The 20,351-nt window shown below is 50.9% G+C and carries 13 protein-coding genes; 6 read left to right on the top strand and 7 right to left on the bottom strand.

Features of this window, described 5'->3' with window-relative positions:
* Positions 1 to 239: 239 nt before the first annotated feature.
* A complete protein-coding gene (locus ACO0LE_RS04665; protein WP_422959258.1) occupies positions 240 to 2,615 on the top strand; it encodes a phosphoketolase family protein in 2,376 nt (791 codons plus the stop codon).
* Between the two features lie 20 nt (positions 2,616 to 2,635).
* Here the strand turns inward: ACO0LE_RS04665 and pgm are convergent, their stop codons facing one another.
* The 6 genes from pgm to ACO0LE_RS04635 form a co-directional block, all read right to left on the bottom strand.
* Complete coding sequence (pgm, locus tag ACO0LE_RS04660) at positions 2,636 to 4,285, bottom strand: phosphoglucomutase (alpha-D-glucose-1,6-bisphosphate-dependent) (RefSeq protein WP_422959257.1); 1,650 nt, start codon at positions 4,283 to 4,285, stop codon at positions 2,636 to 2,638.
* Positions 4,282 to 6,435, bottom strand: a complete 2,154-nt coding sequence (gene tkt / locus ACO0LE_RS04655; RefSeq protein WP_422959256.1) for a transketolase — start codon at positions 6,433 to 6,435, stop codon at positions 4,282 to 4,284. The genes pgm and tkt overlap by 4 nt, the downstream gene beginning before the upstream one ends.
* 110 nt (positions 6,436 to 6,545) lie before the next feature.
* Entirely contained in the window at positions 6,546 to 7,220 is a 675-nt protein-coding gene (locus tag ACO0LE_RS04650; protein WP_422959255.1) for an HAD family hydrolase, read from the bottom strand.
* Entirely contained in the window at positions 7,204 to 8,301 is a 1,098-nt protein-coding gene (gene gnd, locus ACO0LE_RS04645; protein WP_422959254.1) for a phosphogluconate dehydrogenase (NAD(+)-dependent, decarboxylating), read from the bottom strand. The genes ACO0LE_RS04650 and gnd overlap by 17 nt, the downstream gene beginning before the upstream one ends.
* Before the next feature lie 107 nt (positions 8,302 to 8,408).
* The gene (locus ACO0LE_RS04640) at positions 8,409 to 8,912 is read right to left on the bottom strand and encodes a DUF1269 domain-containing protein (RefSeq protein WP_422959253.1); all 504 of its coding nucleotides are present in this window, start codon (positions 8,910 to 8,912) and stop codon (positions 8,409 to 8,411) included.
* 84 nt (positions 8,913 to 8,996) lie between these two features.
* A complete protein-coding gene (locus ACO0LE_RS04635; RefSeq protein ID WP_422959252.1) occupies positions 8,997 to 9,650 on the bottom strand; it encodes a BON domain-containing protein in 654 nt (217 codons plus the stop codon).
* Between the two features lie 301 nt (positions 9,651 to 9,951).
* Here ACO0LE_RS04635 and ACO0LE_RS04630 point away from each other — a divergent pair, with 301 nt between their 5' ends.
* The 5 genes from ACO0LE_RS04630 (at position 9,952) to ACO0LE_RS04610 (ending at position 16,773) form a co-directional block, all read left to right on the top strand.
* On the top strand, positions 9,952 to 10,368 hold the full coding sequence (locus ACO0LE_RS04630) for a cupin domain-containing protein (protein WP_422959251.1): 417 nt from the start codon (positions 9,952 to 9,954) through the stop codon (positions 10,366 to 10,368).
* Positions 10,369 to 10,846: 478 nt separating this feature from the next.
* Positions 10,847 to 12,505 (top strand): M20/M25/M40 family metallo-hydrolase, encoded by a 1,659-nt coding sequence (locus tag ACO0LE_RS04625; protein WP_422959250.1) that lies wholly within the window; start codon positions 10,847 to 10,849, stop codon positions 12,503 to 12,505.
* Positions 12,506 to 12,654: 149 nt separating this feature from the next.
* Positions 12,655 to 12,897, top strand: a complete 243-nt coding sequence (locus ACO0LE_RS04620; protein ID WP_422959249.1) for a hypothetical protein — start codon at positions 12,655 to 12,657, stop codon at positions 12,895 to 12,897.
* A gap of 101 nt (positions 12,898 to 12,998) precedes the next feature.
* On the top strand, positions 12,999 to 14,618 hold the full coding sequence (locus ACO0LE_RS04615) for a M28 family peptidase (RefSeq protein WP_422959248.1): 1,620 nt from the start codon (positions 12,999 to 13,001) through the stop codon (positions 14,616 to 14,618).
* A 49-nt stretch (positions 14,619 to 14,667) separates the two neighbouring features.
* Positions 14,668 to 16,773 (top strand): M13 family metallopeptidase, encoded by a 2,106-nt coding sequence (locus ACO0LE_RS04610; RefSeq protein WP_422959247.1) that lies wholly within the window; start codon positions 14,668 to 14,670, stop codon positions 16,771 to 16,773.
* 330 nt (positions 16,774 to 17,103) lie between these two features.
* Here ACO0LE_RS04610 and ACO0LE_RS04605 read toward each other — a convergent pair whose 3' ends face one another.
* The gene (locus tag ACO0LE_RS04605; RefSeq protein ID WP_422959246.1) at positions 17,104 to 20,349 is read right to left on the bottom strand and encodes an efflux RND transporter permease subunit; all 3,246 of its coding nucleotides are present in this window, start codon (positions 20,347 to 20,349) and stop codon (positions 17,104 to 17,106) included.
* Between the last annotated feature and the right edge of the window lie 2 nt (positions 20,350 to 20,351).

Raw genomic sequence — 20,351 nt, 5'->3', positions numbered from 1 at the left:
CGTCATCCAAACGATTTTGTCGCAGCGTTCAATGGTATTTAGCTGTACTTTGATATGCGTCATGCCTGCAGCATGAGCGAGATCAGTGAAAGCCTTGATCACCGCCGTACGATCTACAAAATACACTTACAAAAAGCGTACGGCATCGAACAGAGTGGATACACACTATTGATTATCCTTGATCAGACGCGAGTCATTTTTGATCAACGGCGTCATTATTCATTGAGGGAATTATTCTGATGAAACATCATACGAGCACGCTCACCGAGATCAGTCTGTCCTCGGATCTGCTGGCTAAAATGCACGCCTACTGGCAAGCCGCAAATTACTTGTCAGTTGGCCAGATTTATCTCTACGATAATCCCCTTCTGAAGCAGCCGCTAACTCTGGAACACATTAAGCCAAGATTGCTTGGTCACTGGGGAACAACACCGGGATTGAACTTTATTTATGTTCACCTGAATCGCCTGATCAAAGAGCGTGATCTGAATATCCTGTATGTAACCGGTCCCGGGCATGGAGGCCCTGGTCTGGTAGCAAATACCTACCTGGAGGGAACCTATAGCGAGGTCTATCCGGAAATTACGCAAAATGAAGAGGGGATGAAGCGCCTCTTCAAACAATTTTCTTTCCCGGGCGGCATACCCAGTCACGTCGCCCCTGAGACGCCTGGGTCAGTCCATGAGGGAGGAGAGCTGGGCTACTCTTTGTCCCATGCCTTCGGTGCCGTATTTGATAACCCTGATTTATTAGTGACTTGTGTGGTGGGTGATGGCGAAGCGGAGACAGGACCGCTGGCGACGAGCTGGCATTCGAATAAATTTCTAAATCCTGTCTGTGACGGCGCGGTACTTCCGATTCTGCATTTGAACGGTTATAAAATTGCCGGCCCCACAATTTTGGCGCGGATTCCACACGACGAGCTCGACGCCTTATTCCGTGGCTATGGCTATACGCCGTATTATGTTGAGGGAGATGATCCTGCCGACATGCATCAAAGGATGGCTGCGACCCTCGATCATATCGTCGACGAGATCAAGTCTATCCAGACCGACGCCCGCCAACATGGATTCAGGCAACGACCTTCCTGGCCTATGATTATTCTGCGTTCACCTAAAGGCTGGACAGGACCAAAATTTGTTGACGGCAAACCTGTAGAAGGTACATTTCGCTCGCATCAGGTGCCGATGGGTGACATGACCCATCCCGGACATGTAGGCATCTTAGAGGCATGGATGCAAAGTTACCGTCCTCAGGAACTATTTGACCAGCACGGCAAATTACGTGCTGATCTGGCTGCGCTGGCACCGAGCGGGTCGCGTCGTATGGGCGCCAATCCTCACGCAAATGGAGGCTTGTTATTGCAGGACTTGATTATGCCGGACTATCGTGATTATGCTGTGACGGTACCGCATCCGGGAGCGGTGAGTCTCGAATCAACCGGTGTACAGGCTCAGTTTATCCGTGACATCATCGCGCGAAACCCGCACAACTTTCGTGTATTCAGCCCTGACGAAACTTCATCGAACCGCTGGGGAGCCGTGTTTGAAGTGACGAATCGATGCTCAACGGCAGAGCATATTGCCATTGATGACCATATAGCACCTGATGGCAGGGTGATGGAAGTACTCAGTGAACATCAATGTGAAGGCTGGCTGGAAGGCTACCTGCTGACCGGACGCCATGGATTTTTTTCGTGTTACGAAGCATTCATCCATATTATCGATTCGATGTTTAACCAGCACGCTAAATGGCTCAAGGCAGCAAATCGCATTCCCTGGCGTGCGCCCGTCGCTTCTCTGAATTATCTTCTTTCTTCCCATGTCTGGCGTCAGGATCATAACGGTGCCAGTCACCAGGATCCCGGTTTTATTGACCATGTCATCAATAAAAAAGCCGAGGTGATTCGGGTGTATTTACCTCCGGATGCGAATACCTTGTTGTCAGTTACGGATCATTGCCTGCGTAGCCGCAACTACGTGAACGTGATCGTCGCGGGCAAACAGCCTGAAGCGCAATGGCTCACAATGGATGCGGCGATTACTCACTGCAATGCGGGTATTGGCGTCTGGGATTGGGCGAGTAATGATGCCGGTGCAGAGCCAGATCTGGTGATGGCTTGTGCCGGTGATGTGCCAACCTTAGAGACTTTGGCCGCAGTGCAGTTACTGCGTGAACATCATCCAGAGTTAAAAATACGAGTAGTGAATGTCGTCGATCTGATGAAACTACAGCCGGAAAGTGAACATCCGCATGGATTAAGTGACGTCGAATTTGATGCCTTGTTTACGAAAGACAAGCCCATCATCTTTGCTTACCATGGCTACCCCACCCTGATACACAGACTGACCTATCGTCGCACCAATCATCAGAATCTGCATGTTCGCGGATTTAAGGAAGAGGGCACGACGACGACGCCGTTTGATATGGTGGTACTCAACGACTTAGACCGTTTTCATCTGATGGGTGCTGCGCTTGAGCGCATATCTCCAATGAACCGCGATTTGTCTGCGACGCATCGCTTTATTCAGGAAAAACTGGCGGAGCACGAAAGATATATCTGCGAACATGGGGAAGACATGCCTGAGATCCGGGACTGGACATGGACCTTGTAAATAGCAAGTAGCGCCAGAAATCAGGAACTTTTTAGTGCCTGATCGACTATCTGTTGCGCATCCTCCAGAATGCGTTCCAGATGTTCTTCACCGCGAAAACTCTCTGCATAAATTTTATAGAGATCTTCTGTTCCTGATGGCCTTGCCGCGAACCAGCCATGCTCGGTGATCACCTTGACACCGCCGATTGCGGCCTCATTGCCTGGTGCCCGAGCCAATATGCTGATGATAGGCTCACCTGCCAGTTGCGCTGATGTAATTTGCGAGGAAGTAATCCGGCTGATTTTGGCTTTCTCAGCACTAGTCGCGTTCACCTGAAGACGTGTTTCCACAGGGTCGCCATAGCGATGGCTCAGGTTGCGGTAATGAAACCCAGGATCATGCCCAGTTTGCGCAGTGATTTCCGCTGCTAGCAGTGCCGCTGTGATGCCATCCTTATCTGTGGTCCATACTGAACCATCGCGTCGAGCAAAACAGGCGCCGGCACTTTCTTCTCCCGCAAAATTGAGCGCTCCTTGCAGCAGTCCGGGTGTGAACCATTTGAATCCAGCCGGCATGTCCAGCACGGGCTGCCCTAACTCTACGGCGATACGGCTGATCATATCGCTGGAAACGATGGTTTTACCAATGCCGGCCGATTTTTCCCAATAGGGACGGTGTTGAAACAGATAGTCGATCATCGCACACAGATAGTGGTTCGGTGGCATCAGGCCTACTGAACGTGTGACGATCCCATGCCGGTCATGATAAGGGTCGCAGGCGACGGCGATATCGAAATCATTACGACGACTCGCCAGTACTTGCATGGCAAAGGGCGAGGATGGGTCCATGCGGATTTTACCGCCACTATCGACCGGAACAAAACGAAAACTTGCGTCTACGGTCTTGTTGACAACGGTAATATTGAGCTTGTAGCGCTCCGCAATTGCTGTCCAGTATTCGACTCCCGCGCCACCTAACGGGTCGACGCCAATATGCAGGTGGGCGCTACGGATACTCTCCATGTCAATGACGGTAATCAGGTCATTCACATAGGCTGACATAAAGTCAAAACAATGCGTTGTCGTTGCGCGCAAAGCGGTTTCAAACGGAACGCGCTGCACGCCACTTAGATTCGATTGCAGGTAGGCGTTCGCGCGTTGTTCTATCCATTGTGTCACCTCGGTATCTGCTGGCCCGCCGTTTGGTGTGTTGTACTTGATCCCCCCATATTCAGGCGGATTATGTGAAGGCGTTATGATGATGCCGTCCGCTAGTCCCCGTTCTTTGCCACGATTGTAGTTAAGAATTGCCAGCGACACCGCAGGTGTTGGGGTAAACGCTCCATTTCCTGCGACCATAACGTCGACGCCGTTTGCCGCAAGTACCTCCAAAACACTGGTGTACGCAGCTTGCGATAAAGCGTGTGTATCTATTCCGAGATAGAGGGGGCCATCAATCCAACGTCGTTGCCGATACTGGCATATCGCCTGAGTAATCGCCAGGACATGCGATTCGTTAAAACTTTTATCAAACGATGTACCGCGGTGCCCCGAGGTACCAAACTGAACGCTTTGTGCTGGGTTTAAGGGGTCAGGCGTCTCGCTGTAATAAGCCGCCATCAGACTGGCAATGTCCAGTAGCATTTCCGGCGGAGCCAGTTTGCCTGCGAGTGGGCTGATGGCTGTCATGGTGTGTTCGTTTGTGTTGTCTGAACTGTTGTCGATTCCGATGTCGCTTTTGAAGCCAGGTGCTTTGCTATTTGCGTTTTTGCAGCGTTAACAATATGGCTAGCTTCGAACCCGAAGAAATGGCTTACCACTGTACCGGGAGCAGATAGGCCGAAGCTATGCATACCAAGCATGCTGCCAAAAGAGCCCGTATAGCGCTCCCAGCCGAACATGGACGCTTGTTCGACCGAGACACGCGCCAAAACGTGTGGCGGCAAAATTTGATCACGGTATGCAGCATCCTGCGACTCAAATAATTCCCAGCTCGGCATACTGACTACACGGGCTTTGATCCCTTCCGCACATAATTGCTCATAAGCCGTAACGCACAGAGCGATTTCACTGCCTGTCGCGAGCAAAATCACGTCGGGTATATCTTCTGAGCCAGCGAGTATGTATGCGCCGCGTGCAATACCCGCGGCACTCGCATAGATCGTGCGATCAAGTACGGGGAGTGCCTGTCTACTTAGGATCAGGCAGACCGCCTTGTTTTTGGATTGCATGATGACACGCCAAGCTTCAGTGACTTCATTCGCGTCAGCGGGACGTAGTACCAGCATACCAGGCATGGCACGCAACGACGCCAGATGTTCCACTGGTTGGTGGGTTGGGCCGTCTTCACCCATGCTGATCGAGTCATGGGTAAAAATTGCAATCAGCGGTAATTCCATCATTGCGCTCAACCAGAGCGCTGCACGGCAATAGTCAGAGAATACCAAGAAACTAGCAACATATGGACGCGGCCCGGATAGACTCAAGCCGTTCCCGATCGCCACCATCGCATGTTCCCGTACACCGAAGTGAATATTGCGCCCCAGATAACTGGATGACGTTTCAGACGGTTCAATGGATTCGGAGGATGGTGCCTGAAACTCACCAGCGAACTCGAATTGCAACTCTGTCTTTGTGGATGGCGCTAAATCGGCCGCTCCACCCAGCAACCATGGTACGTGCTGGGCAATCTGATTTAATACTTTACCCGACGCGTCTCGGGTGGATAAACCCTTTGCATCCGCTGGGAAAACACTCAGATCATCATCCCACCCGTTTGGCAGGGATCGTTCCAGCATTTCGTGAATCTGAATTGCTAAGTCCGGATATTGTTGCTGATAGCTGTTGAACAGATTGATCCAAACCGTATGCGCTTGTTTGCCCCGCTTGCCGAATTGCGCAGCAAAGTGAGCAACCACGCCTCTGGGCACATCGAAATTTTTATCCGGATCGCATCCAAAAAATTGCTTCGCCAGGCGTAGCTCTTCCTCACCAAGTGGTTCACCATGCGCCTCTCGGGTATCCTGCTTATGCGGCGCGCCATAACCAATGTGACTATGCGTAATCATGAGTGTCGGCTTATGGTCAGTATCCAGGAACTCTTGATACGCGGCGCGTAACGACATCGTATCGTTGACGTCATCGACACAAATTACGTGCCAGCCATAAGCGATAAAACGCGCAGCCACATTTTCGGTAAAGCTCAACTCAGTTGAGCCTTCGATACTGATATGGTTACTGTCATAGATCCAGCACAGATGGGATAGCTGCAAATGCCCGGCCAAAGAGGCTGCTTCGCTGCTGACACCTTCCATCATGTCACCATCGCCACAGAGCGCATAAGTGTTGTGATCAAATAAGGGCAGTTCAGGACGGTTATAGGTCGCTGCCAGCCATCGTTCTGCCATCGCCATACCAACGCTGGTTGCAAGTCCCTGCCCTAACGGGCCAGTTGTTGTCTCCACACCGGTAGTCCAGCCATGCTCAGGATGGCCCGTACAATGACTACCGGCCTGACGAAAATTCATTAAATCATCCATAGTCACCGCCAGATGATCGCCTACGGGATAGGCATAGCCTTGCGCCTTGATTCCGCTAAGATAAATCAGACTGTACAACAAGGCACAGGCATGACCCGCAGACAACACAAACCTATCCCGGTTGGGCCAACTTGCGTCGACTGGATCAAACCGTAAAAATTCTTGCCACAAACAATATACGGTCGGTGCCGACCCCATTGGCGTACCCGGATGACCCGATTGGGCTTTTTGAACTGCATCCATCGATAAGGTTCTTAGCGTATTGATGCAAAGTTGATCGAGGTCAGGTGCATCTTGCATGGTAGTCCTTTTGGTAGTTTTGCTGAATAAGATCGAGCCGGATTACATGTGAGAGTGTTTTAAATCGATGAAATGTTGGAGAATAAGTGTGCGGTGTTTTTTTGCGTCAGTCATGTGACTGCCACGGAAGAAAAATCATGCCTGATCAGGTCGGCAATATGATCTATCGTGATATCGGGCATATCGTATTTCCCTAGGTTTGCGGGATCCAGAGCGTAATGTCCTTGCTTGGGAAAAACTGTTGTTACCCGTTCCTGCCAGCCCGCCTTCATAGCCGTTAATATGCGTAACTTGTCGTCGACCATCACGTAATGATCAGCGGGATATTGTGTGCTGATCGCCTCCAGCATCTGCTCTTTGTGGATATAGATCAGAACACGACCATCAACGGCTTGCCATAAACCTGAGTGCTTGATTTTATGCGGTTGAAAAATCACATCGCCGTCTGTCAGTATGACGGTGGTACCCCATTGTCCAAGATGTTCGATCAGCGCAAACGCACCCGGGTAGACTAAGTCCATCAATGGATAATCCAGTAAAAAATCTGCCATCTGATATAGGTGAGGATTTGTTTGATCTGTCAGTCGATATCGTTGCATTGCTCCCAAATAGTCGACATAGCCCAATTCTTCACGCAAGTCTTCCAGTATTGTGCGATAGCGATCTTGATTTTCTATGCCAAACTCTTGTGCGAGATGGCACATCAGGTCAGAGCGCAGGCGGTCATTATCGAGCAAGGTATTATCCACATCTAATAAGAAAACCAACTTAGGAGGAAGTGCCATGAGCGCCCTCGCTCGATGGATTTTTTGGCGCTTCCTGATGACCGCCAAACTGATGTCGCATAGCCGACAGTACGCGGTTCGCAAAGTCTGCCTCGCCACGTGAACTAAACCGTTCGTATAGTGCAGCACTTAGTACCGGAGTAGGAATTGCTTCCTCAATAGCGGCCATGACCGCCCAGCGCCCCTCGCCTGAATCTGACACGATACCGCCATAACTGGACAACGCCGGATCTGTGTGCAGTGCTTCAGCGGTCAGGTCGAGTAGCCAGGATCCGATGACACTACCTCGCCGCCAGACCTCAGCAATGTCGGGCAAATTGAAATCGTATTGGTAGAACTCAGGGTTACGTAGTGGTGTAACCTCAGCGCTTTTGGGATCACTCAAGGTATGGTTGATGATATCGTGACTCTCTCCAGGGTTTCTGCCGCCAATATTGGCATGTCGCAGAATATTAAAACCCTCGGCATATGCCGCCATCAAGCCGTATTCGATGCCGTTGTGAACCATTTTGACAAAGTGTCCGGCACCGTTGACACCGCAATGCAGATAACCCTGTTCAGCAGAATTGCCAGCCGCATCCCGCTGTGCCCGCTGTTGAGAAATTGACGCAGCCTGATCTCCAGGTGCCAGTGCAAGAAAAATGGGATCAAGTTGCTGCACGATACCAAGCTCACCACCGATCATCAGGCAATAACCTCGTTCCAGTCCAAATACGCCACCGCTGGTACCTACATCCACATAATGAATGCCTCGTGATTTCAGCGCAATGCTGCGGCGGATGTCGTCCCTGTAATAGGAGTTGCCGCCATCGATGATAATGTCGCCGATGTCGAGCAAGAGCATGAGTTCTGTTAATTCGTTTTCGACAATGCCTGACGGCAGCATGAGCCAGATAATTCTTGGCTGGGCTAATTGATCAATCAGAGCCGTCAGTGAGTGCGCTCCACTTGCACCCTGTTGCACGAGGTCATCTACTAGCTCTGCATGGATGTCATAGACCACGCAGGTATGGCGATGTTGCATCAGGCGTAAAGCCATGTTGCTCCCCATTCTCCCAAGGCCGATCATTCCGATTTGCATATAAGACTTTCTAATTTCAGATTTAATCAGATTCAGACCGAGACAGAGAAATGACGGGTCGTAGTTATCACCCGCCTGTCTTTGCCGGATTCAACACCTGTCGTAATTTATTCGTCCTTCCATGCTTTTGAATTCAAAAGCACTTCATGCGCTTTCGCGGCATCTTCGGTATTGCCATGAACAATCAAAACATACTTGTCCACCTTCAATGCCGTTTCATATTTTATGACCTGATCCTTATTTGCACCCACTTCCATGAGTGCTGCTCCAAGCGCAGAAATGCCGCCTACCACCACAGCACCTTCAAGCGCACCAACCAGTGCAGCGACGAAGGGACCCGCCATGGCAACCACGCCCAGTCCCGGTAAGAAGAACACCGCTGGTGCCATCAATAGTCCCCAGATACCACCCCAAAATGCCCCCGTTCCGCCCCAGGCCTTGACCCGGTCACCCATGGTATAAAACCCAAGGGGATGTTCTTCGCTGTGGTAGCCCTTGCCCACCAAGGACAGTTTTTTGACATCAAATCCCGAACGGGCGAGCTGTTCGATAGCCTCTTCGGCTTCGACATGGGTATTGAAAATATAAAGGGGTGCGTGATCGTTTGACATAACTATTCCTTTGCTGGGGGACAGGCGATGTGCCATTCACCATGTGCCACGTATGTTTCGGCGCATGGACGAACGGTGAAAAATTTAGAAAGAGATGGCGATGTTGTCGACGACCTTATTTACTCCCGGTGTTCCCCAAGCCGCATGTTTGGCTAGATCTCGCTCCGCCCAAGTGTGTACAGTGCCAGTGAGGGTGACTTCACTCCCATTGACGCCAACGGCAATTTGTCCTGCGTCGGCATGGGCGCGACGTCGCAGTGCGGCTTCGATATCGGACTTCACAGCGCGTAATGAAACTTTAGGTTTAACCACAATGTGATCGCTGACACCCGTGACGCCCATCAGATGCCGTACCCGGCCAGTCACCGCTTCACGCTGGTATTCCCAATCAACTTCTCCGCTGAGTGTGATGTAGCCACCTTCCACCATGACTTTGACGGATTCACTGGGGATGTAGGTCATCCAGTCGAGGGCGTTTTCCGCAGTACGGGCGATGTCGCTATCATTACGCTTGCTGTCGCCGGGTAACTTTACATCGATTTCTACCGCAAGAGCTTTGACCCCGTTGACACGCTGCGCTGCTCGTTCTGCATCCCACTTTTCTGCAAAGCTGCTGACATGGCCTGCCAGCGTTACTACGCCGTCATTGACCTCTACACCGATTTGCGCGGCATCAACGGAGGGTTCCCAGTCGAGCTCTGCGAGGATGTCTTGTTGCAATTGCGTATCCGATTTCATGATCAGCTTCCATGTAAGAATGAAGGAAAATTCATCCTGCGCTTGCGTCTCATGCTGGTCTGTGCGGTATGCCTCTTAGCTTTGTTGTGTAGGCTGCCATGATCAGTCGATGCGGCTTGACACAGATTAGGATTGAGAGTCAGATCATGAAGTTATTGAGGTTTGTTTGAGCAATATCAACAATAATGTCAACAACAAGCAGATGAGTAAAAACTCAGTAAATCGTTGAATAAAAAACGCAGAGGCAGACGTGCTGATAAGCCGGCGTTCAATACAGAATTTTTTCAACCAAGGAGACAAGATGAATCAAGTAAAAAAACAGGTTTTGCTAAGCGCGTTTGCCGCATTGGGTTTGTGTTTCGCTACTGCCGTCTCAGCGCAAAGCACTGGTCTGACCCGCACTTTGGTCACTAAGGCCGACATCTCTGTTCCCGGGCGAGAAGCGGTGATCGCCAGGGTTGAGGTTGCACCGGGTGGCGTTTCTGGTTGGCATACCCACCCCGGCGACGAGATCAGCTACGTCAATGAGGGCGAGACCGAACTGATGGTCGCCGGTCAGGCTACCCGCGTCGTCAAAGCGGGTGAAGGCTTTGTGATACCCGCCGGTGTCCCTCACAACGCCAGAAATGCTGGCACGGTAACAGCCAAGCTGACTGGTGTGTACGTCGTTGAAAAAGGTCAGCCGCTGGCAAGCCCTGCCGCCCCACCGGCGAAATAGGCATCGTCAACACGCCTTCCGTGTGGCAATAGACCAGCGGGAGGCGATCAGGCTGAACAACCGGGGATACCGCGACCTCCACGTTGTGGTTCAAACTGTAAAACAGGCAGGCCCAGCGCCCATTCATTCCGCGGCTCTTAGAGCATAGCGGCTGGAGAGGCGCATAAACAGTGTGTGTTGGCGGAGGTAGTTTTTAAAAAAACTGAGCGATCACCTTGATATGGCTTGACGTCTCCAACAAATTTCTCATAAGCAAGGAACAAAATCAGATAAGGCGCGTCTAACCGCGTTACGCCAAGATGCGAGCGAATAATCATCACAAATCGCACTGGCGGAAGATACGTTCTGAAGAAGTCAAAGCAAGAATCAAAATTCAGAATCCAACATAAAACACCAACATAAAAATTCAACAGCCTTATCCCACCATCTTATTTATCCTGTTTAAAGGAATTTTCCGATGCGATTGCTATGCGTAGTAATGGGTTCACTATTGATTGCCTCCACCTTGCCAGCTCATGTAGCCCACGCAGCTCAGGCTGCGGAGGAGCGTGCCGACCTCGATCTGGTCACAAAATTACGCGATGAAGAGATGAGCCGATCTAAGGTCATGGAGACGCTGGGCGTGCTGACCGATGAACTTGGGTCGCGCCTGACCGGATCGCCAGGGTTAAAAAAAGCAGGCGACTGGGCGAAGACCCGGCTGTCGGACTGGGGATTGCAGAATGTGCATACCGAGAGCTTTGCACCGTTTGGCCGCAGCTGGACTTTAGAACATGCAACTTTGCGTATGGTGGCACCGGATAAGCTCGATATCGTGGCGATTCCCAAAGCTTGGACGCCCGGTACCGAAGGCACGCATAAGGGCAAACTGGTATACGCCAAACTTGCGGCAGAAGAAGATCTGGTCAAATGGAAGGGTAAGCTGGCAGGCGCAATCGTCATGTTGGACGAGCCGCAGGCGAGCAAGCCGCATATCAAGGGCGATGCGACTCGTTATACAGATGAACAATTGGATGAATTGGTTAAAATTGATTTGAATGCGGAGCCGTCACGACGTGGCGACATCGCGATGATCGTCAAGCAGTTGGAATTTCGAAAAAAACTCATGCCTTTCCTGATGGAAGAAAAAGTGCTGGCGACCCTGAACTGGTCGCGTGGCGAGGACGGTACGATCTTTGTTCAGGGCGGCGGTTCGTACAAAAAGGATGAAGTCACCGGCCCTGCCAATCTGGTGGTGATGGCGGAGAGTTATAACCGGCTATATCGTCTGGTAGAGAAGAAAAAAGATGTCGAGCTGGAGGTTGATGTCAAGGTCAGTTTCACCGAGGAAGATCCGGCCGCAGCCATTAGCGTATTGGCTGAAATCCCTGGCACCGACAAGAAAGATGAAATTGTGATGCTAGGCGGGCATCTTGATTCATGGCATGGCGCAACCGGTGCAACAGACAATGCCGCCGGCGTTGCGGTGGCAATGGAGGCCGTACGGATGTTGAAGGCGATCGGTTTCAAGCCGCGCCGGACGATCCGTATCGCTTTATGGGGTGGTGAAGAACAAGGGCTGCTGGGGTCGCGAGCCTATGTCAGTCAGTGGATCGCGGCACGTCCTGAACCGACGGATCCCAAAGAGAAAGAGATGCCTTCTTTTTTACGCAAACCAACCGGACCATTGAACATTAAACCGATGCACGGAAAAATTTCAGCCTACTTCAATCTTGATAATGGCGGTGGCAAGATACGCGGTGTGTATGGCGAAAATAATGCTGCGGTCAAACCGATTTTTGATGCCTGGCTAGCGCCGTTTCATGACTTGGGTGCGACTACCACGACCTTGCGTAAAACGGGCAGCACGGATCACGTGAGTTTCGATACGGTGGGTGTGCCGGGTTTTCAGTTTATCCAAGATGAAATGGACTATATGACACGGACGCATCATACAAATATGGATGTCTACGATAAAGTCCAGAAGGGTGATCTGATGCAAGCATCTCTGATTATGGCAAGCTTCGTCGCGCATACAGCAAACCGCAATGACTTATTGCCACGCAAGCCTATGCCGCAAGATCCTCCTAAAGAGGTCGCGAAAGACACCGCTAAAGAATCAGGCAAAGAAGTCGTGAAAGAGGCCGCTAAATCATAGTCGGCGCAATCTTGAGTAAGTCGGTGCAGTGATTAGATAAAGCCGGTTTAGCAATGAAGTTTAGCAAGTAATCTTAGTAACTAAGGCGCAAGTCCTGTCAAAGCGTATTGCACGACAGGACTTGGTTCATTTTTGAAAGGACGAAATCGATGAGCGATTACCAGCCAGTCAATTGTGAATTCCATGACGTATTAGAATCTCTCGCGACCAGACGAAAACGCATCGTTGTCCAGTACCGAACAGATGACGGCAGCCTGCACAGCGCGGAATCGGTAATCACCGATGTTTTCGCGAAATCCGGTGCCGATTGGCTGTCGCTGGACGGCGTAACGACGGTACGACTTGATCATATTCACATTGTGGATGGTATTGCCAAGACTGACTTTGATTAAATACGTCATCTTAATCAACTATCTGCATCTGATGAATGTCATCCCATCAGATCTCAGCAAAGCGTTGCCTTAACCGTTCCTTATAGATCCATCATACATCCATGAAAAAACGCACTTTTCCTCTCCTTAACACTCTCGCTTTCAGTTGCTTGCTCGCCGCGTGTTTGCCTGCACATGCTGATACTGCCAATCCACTGGTCGAAGAGGCGCCATTGCGGGCGCATCTGGCCATGTTATCTTCTGATCTGTTTGAAGGTCGTGGCACAGGGCAGCGCGGTGGCGATCTGACGGTCGCATACCTTGAGACTCAGGCAAAAGCGCTGGGGCTGCAAGCCGCGAATGGCAAGGATTTTAAGCAGGCAGTCAAGATCGCCGGGGTCAAGGCACAGCCACTGCTGAGCACATTACATATCAACGTCAATGGCCGATCACTCAATCTGACATTTGGTGATGACTGGATCTGGAACGCGGGAGATGGCAAGGCGCAGCGGCAATTCGATCATCCACTGGTTTTTGTCGGTTATGGCATCACGGCACCGGAAGAACAATGGGACGATTACAAAGGGGTAGATGTCAAAGACAAAATCCTCGTGATGATGGTCAATGATCCGCAACCCACCGCCGAACAGCCGGAGCGCTTTGGTGGTAAGGCGCTGACTTATTACGGACGCTGGACTTACAAATATGAAGAAGCCAAGCGGCGCGGTGCTGCTGGTGTCTTACTGATACACACAGATGCCTCGGCAGGCTACGGCTGGTCCGTCGTAAAAAACGGAGGCGTGAGCGAACACTTTCAACTAGCATCGAGCGAAGGTGGCACCGGTCTGCAAGGCTGGATCACCGAGACATCGGCGCGTACCTTATTTGCGGTAACTGGCAAGGATCTGGACAGCCTGCGTGCAGCGGCTGAGCGTCCTGATTTCGTCCCTGTCGTTTTACCCGCTTTCGTCAGGGGAGAAGCAAAATCGACCGTACGCCAGTTAGTACAATTTAACGTGGCAGGCATCATCCCTGGCACTGACCCGGTGTTAAAAAATGAACTCGTAATTTACAGCGCACATTGGGATCATCTCGGCAAACAAGAGGGCAGCGGCGATGTGATTTATAACGGCGCGATTGATAATGGTTCTGGCACTGCGGCGTTATTGGCAATGGCAAAAGCGAGTGTCACAAAACCTGCCAGTCGTAGCCAGATGTTTTTGTGGGTCGCTGCCGAAGAGCAGGGCTTGCTGGGCAGTGCCGCATATGCAGCGAATCCCCTCTGGCCGTTGGCAAAAACTGCGGCGAACCTGAATCTCGATACATTGAATTTTGTAGGTCCCACCAGAGACATCGGCGCTCAGGGTAGCGAGCGCACGGAGCTGGTGGCAATCGCGACGAAAGTCGCCAAAGAGATGTCGCTACAGATCGCGCCGACCAGAATTGATACGGCTGGCGGTTATTTCCGCAGTGATCATTTTAATTTTGCCAAAGCGGGTGTCCCTGCTTTTTCGGTCGGGAGTGGTCGTGATTATTTACATGACCCGCAAGCGTCTGCCGAAAAAGCCCGTGCTTACAGCAAACGTTATCACCAGGTGAGTGATGAATATGATCCAACCTGGGACTTATCCGGTATGGTGCAGCAGGCGCAATTTACCTTAAATCTAGGACGAGAAATTGCCAACGCTGCGACGATGCCGCTCTGGAAAAAAGACGACCCGTTTGCTAAGTTCCGGCAATAGCGATAGCGAGTAATCCACGAGAACATATTTACATGAACGGAAAAATACGATGACATTCAGCAAAACTCAATTACGCCTCAAGCCACTGGCTCTCGCCTGCTTACACATGGTCCTGGCATTGCCTCTCTACACATCGATGACAGCGCAAGCGCATACAGATGATGCCAAGTCTATCGCGTTAAATAGTACAGCCAGTCCGAGTGCGACGATTGACGCCGGGATGGATAAATCGGTATTGCCGGGTGACGATTTCAACCGCTACGCGAACGGTAACTGGGAAAAAACAGCGACAATTCCCGTCGATAAAATGAGCGTTGGTGTGTTTGATACCTTGATCGAAGACACGGATATCACGGTTGCTAAATTGATCGAAGCAACCACCAAGGCTGCACCCGGCACTGCTGCACGCAAGATCGGTGACTTTTATCAGGCCTATCTAAATATCGAGCACATCAATCAGCTCGGTTTATCACCATTACAAAGTCAGCTTGATCATATTGCGGCTTTGACTGATAAGACAGCACTCGCAACGTATCTGGGACAACACCTGCGAGCCGATGTCGATCCGATCAATGCAACACATGTGCATACTGAGAATTTATTTGGTCTCTGGGTATCGCAGGGATTTCATGATCACACGACGTATACCGCTTACCTGTTGCAAGGCGGTCTGGGTCTGTCGGATCGTGAATACTATGTCTCTAAAAATCCCAAAATGGTGGAGTTACGAAGCAAGTATCTCGCTCATATTGCCTCTATCCTGAAACTCGCGAATACTCCCGATCCTGACAATGCGGCGAAGCGTATTTTTGCTCTGGAAACCAGAATCGCTCAAAGTCATGCAACACGTGAAGCAACCTCAGATGTGCTGAAGGCGGATAACACCTGGAGTCAGGCTGATTTTGTGAAGAAAGCACGCGGACTTGACTGGAGCGCCTATTTTTCTGCCGCCGGATTGCAAGCGCAATCATCTTTCATCGTCTGGCATCCGGGCGCACTGAAAGGCAGTGCAGCGCTGGTCGCTAGCACGCCGCTGGATACCTGGAAAGAGTATCTGCGTTTTCACGCTATTAATCAGCGGACTGGTGTGTTACCACAAGCATTTGCGGACCAGCAGTTTGCTCTGCGCAGTGCATTCACCGGAGCGAAAAAACCTTTGCCGCGCTGGCGTGATGCGGTTGATGCGACGAATTATGCATTAGGCGAAGATGTGGGCAAACTTTATGTTGAACAAAATTTTTCTGCCGAGGCAAAGCAACGGATTCGGTCCATGGTCACCAACTTACTGGATGCGTTTAGTGCGCGTGTAACCGCATTGACCTGGATGTCGCCAAAGACCAAAGCGGAGGCGCTGGAAAAAATTAAACATACCTACGTCGGCGTCGGATATCCGGATAAATGGCGTGACTACAGCGGCTTACAAGTCAGTGCAGCTGATGCCTTTGGCAACATGGAAAGAACCAGTGCGTTTTTTTATCAGGAGGCATTAGCAAAACTCGGCAAACCGGTTGATGTCACTGAGTGGTGCATGAACCCGCAATTGGTCAATGCAGTGAATATGCCGCTACAAAATGCCATCAACTTCCCTGCGGCATTTTTGCAGTCGCCGAACTTTGATTTACGAGCCAGTGATGCTGCGAATTATGGCGCCATCGGTGCAACAATCGGTCACGAAATTAGCCATAGTTTTGACAATTCCGGTGCGATGTTCGATTCAAAAGGGGAGCTGCGTAACTGGTGGAGCAAGTCTGATCTAGCGCACTTTAATCAATCCTCCAAGGCACTGGTAGCGCAATTCTCCGCATACAAACCTTTTCCTGACCTGGCGGTCAACGGGCAGCAAACCTTGGGTGAAAATATTGCTGATCTTGCCGGTCTGATGGCTGCTTTTGACGCCTATCGCAGTGCGATGAAACAAAAAGGACAAGTCGTTACTAAAGAAACAGACCAGGAATTTTTTCTGTCCTTCGCCAGGACCTACCGCGGCAAAATGCGTGATGAAACGCTACGCAGTATTATCGTCACTAACGAACATGCACCCGAACAATTCCGCTTGTTAACGGTCAGAAATCTCGATGCTTGGTATCCGGCATTCAATGTGCAGCCGGGACAAAAACAGTATCTGGCACCGAAAGACCGTGTGCGGGTCTGGTAGTTGATTTGTTTGTTTTAATTTGTGCTGTTACTACCTAACCCAAGTGGATTTGTAAGAGTTGAGACCAGCTGTTTGTATGCTGTTTAATATACCTTCTGTGCCAATGTTGTGGCAGCCCGTTGATTGTGAAAAAGTGCTGAGTCAGTTGTTCTGATTTGGCACTTTTTTGTTTCGATGTTTTGGTTGCCCTGAGGACTGTTTTTAATAAAAGTCCTGAATTCAATTACTCAATTAATTCTGGTAATAAAAAAGCCTGCATAGTCAGCACTACGCAGGCTAAAAAATGCTGATTTTGGTCACATGATCCAACCCCAGCACAGGGAGGAAAATCTATACGTGATCAGCCCTCATCGTATCTGTGATCGGCTGTGTTGGTTTGCGACGACGACCCTTCAGCAGCGATACTAATTTTTTCAGGCTACGGTAGATCAGGCGCAAGAATGTCAGTGTAAACAGCGCTTCCAGCATGGTCATTGTGAACCCTAATACAGCGTTGTAGCGTTCCATCCGTGCACGCATCTTGATCATCATACGGTCGCGGGCGATCTCGATGCTGTCATAAAAAGTGGGTACGATCAGCAGCGTCAGAATTGTTGAGGTGATCGTGCCACCGATAATCGCGATAGCTAGCGGACGGTAGAATTCGCCGCCTTCGCCGAGGCCTAAAGCAACAGGCATCATCCCGGCAATCAGCGCAAAGGTTGTCATCAAGATAGGGCGCAAACGTACACGGCCTGCCTGCATTAACGCATCTTCACGGTTCATCCCTTCAGACTCATTCTTACGTGCTGCATCGAGTAACAGAATCGCATTTTTCGCAACCAGCCCCATCAGCATGATGATGCCGATGAAGCTCATCAGGTTCAGTGTACTGCCTGTTACCAGCAGCGCCAGTACCACGCCGATTAATGACAAAGGCAGGGATAGCATGACGCCCAGAGGTGCAGTAAAAGAGCCGAACTGAATGACCAGAATCAGGTACATCAAGCCGATACCAGACAACAGTGCAATCAGCATGGCGCCGAATACTTCTTCCTGATCCTGACCCGAACCACCCAGTGACAAGCCATAACCTGGCGGGTAGTTAAAGGATTTAGCTAGCTTCATTGCGTCTTCAATGACTTCGCCGTTGGAGCGCCCCTGTGCGTTTGCGGAGACAGTAATCGTACGCTTGCCGTTGGCATGCTCAATACCGGATGGTCCCTTGCCCATACTGATGGTGGCAATCTGGTCGAGCGGGATCATTTGGTTGGTACCTGTCGCAGCGATCGGTAAGCGTTCGATGTTTTCTTTACTGACCCGGTCATCCGGATGCAGACGTACAGCAACGTCACGGGTTTCACCGGTAGGGTCGACCCAGTCACCGACTTCAATACCGGCGAAAGCAACCCGCAAAGCCTGTGCTGCATCATTGGACGAAATACCCATGGAATTGGCGAGGCCGCGGTTGAGTTCGATCTTCAGTTCTTTTTTCGGATCTTGTTCAGACAAACCGATGTCCACAGCTCCCGGTACTTGCCTTAATTTGTCCATGTAGGCACTGGTGATTTCTAATAACTTGCGCGAATCAGGACCGGTGAAATCAATCTGGACCGGCTTGCGTGCACCGTTATTCAAATCGTCAAGAACGACATATTCTGCACCGACCAGCGTTCTTACTTTTTCGCGTAATTCGACGGCAATTTCTTTGGCGGTACGTTTGCGCTCGGTCCGCTTGCCGATATCGACATAGATACGGCCACCGGCAGGATTGATGTTGCTATTGGTATCCTTGGTCTCTGGCAGTGTGCGGGCAATCGCAGCAGCACGTTCCATTTTCAGGCGAGCATATTCCAGTGAAGACGACGCCGGAGTGCGTACCTCGATCATCATGTTGCCCGAGTCTGCCGTTGGCAAGAAGCTGGTACCGCCCCACTTCACTTGCAATCCCAGCGCACCGATCAGACTGATCAGGGCAATCGCGCCCATCCAGCGGCGATGATGTAAGGCCCATGCAATCACATGACCGTAGCGGTCTGACTGATGATCAAACCAGTCATTGAAGCGGGCGAGAATTTTACTGATACCTTTTTTCGGCGCGGTGTGATGATCGGCAGGATCACCCCAGTAAGCGGATAACATAGGATCGAGCGTGAATGAAATTCCCAGACTGACCAGCACAGAGCAAGTCACCGTCAGTGCGAAAGGGCGGAACCATTCACCGGGCATACCTGGCATAAACGCGACCGGAATAAAGACAGCAATGATAGAAAAGGTGGTTGCTGCTACCGCCAGACCTATTTCTGCTGTCCCTTCAAGCGCTGCCGTTCGACGGTCAGAGCCACGTTGCATATGACGTACGATGTTTTCCCTGACGACAATCGCGTCATCGATCAGTACGCCAATTGCGAGTGACAAGCCCAGCAAGGTCATAAAGTTCAGCGTAAAACCGCATAGCCAGACGGCGATGAAGGCAGCGATCACGGAAGTCGGCAAACTCAGTGCCGTAATCAAAGTAGAGCGCCAGGAATTCAGGAACGCATACACCACAAAAATCGTTAAACCTGCGCCGAGAATCAGGGATTCGATGACGTTGTTCAGGCTATTCTGCGCGTCCTTACCGCCGTCACGGGTAATTTCGAGCTTCGTACCAAGTTGTTCTTTTTCCAGATCCTTGTTGATCTCTTTCACCGCCTCGCGTACTGACTTGGCGACGCTGACTGTGCTGGCATCGCGGGAACGTGTAATCTGAATCCCGACATTCGGTTTACCGCTACGGATACTTAAGCCGTTCACATCGGCAAAGCCATCTTCAATGGTTGCTACTTGTGCCAGGCGCACAATCTGATCGCCATTGCGTTTGACGACGATACCCTGAAATTCTTCCGGCGACTCGATCCGACCCACCAGACGTATGCTTTCTTCATCCAGCGTGCCGCGTACTTTACCGACCGGTGCATTGGTATTTTGTGCGCGCAATGCGCCGACTACGTCGCTGACGGAGACATTGAACTCGCGTAATTTTTCTGCACGTAACAAGACGGATAATTCGCGTTTCAATGAGCCGTTGACGATGACCGTGGCAACACCGCTGATGCCGCGCAAGCGGTCGGCGAGTTTGTCCTCTGCCAGACGCGAAATCTCGGCATGCGTTTGCTTGCCCGATGACAGTGCCATATTAATGATTGGCTGCGCGGACGGATCCCAGCGCTGGATGATGGGTTCACGCATCTCGCTCGGCAACTTGTAGCGCACGCTGGAGATGACATTGCGTACTTCATCCGTTGCTTCGATCATGTTTTTCTTGAACGAAAACATCACGTCAAATTGTGCCGTACCTTCACTGGCGCTGGCATAGACTTCGGTTGCGCCGGAGACGCTTTGCAGAGATTTTTCGATACGGTTGATGATTTCGCGTTCGACGGTGTCTGGCGACGCGCCGGGATAAGCGATGATGACGGACAAGCCTGGTACTTCCACATCAGGATTCTGGTTGACGCGCAATTTGGTCAGTGCCAGCAGTCCCAGCGCCATCAGGGCGACGATCAGGACGATGGTCGCGGTCGGCCTTTTAATACTGAAATCGGATAAGAACATGA

This window comes from Undibacterium sp. Xuan67W, from assembly GCF_049340165.1.
Classification (GTDB): Bacteria; Pseudomonadota; Gammaproteobacteria; order Burkholderiales; family Burkholderiaceae_D; genus Undibacterium.
Note: the sequence above shows the minus strand (reverse complement) of the source record. Positions and strands in the feature narration are given on the sequence as shown.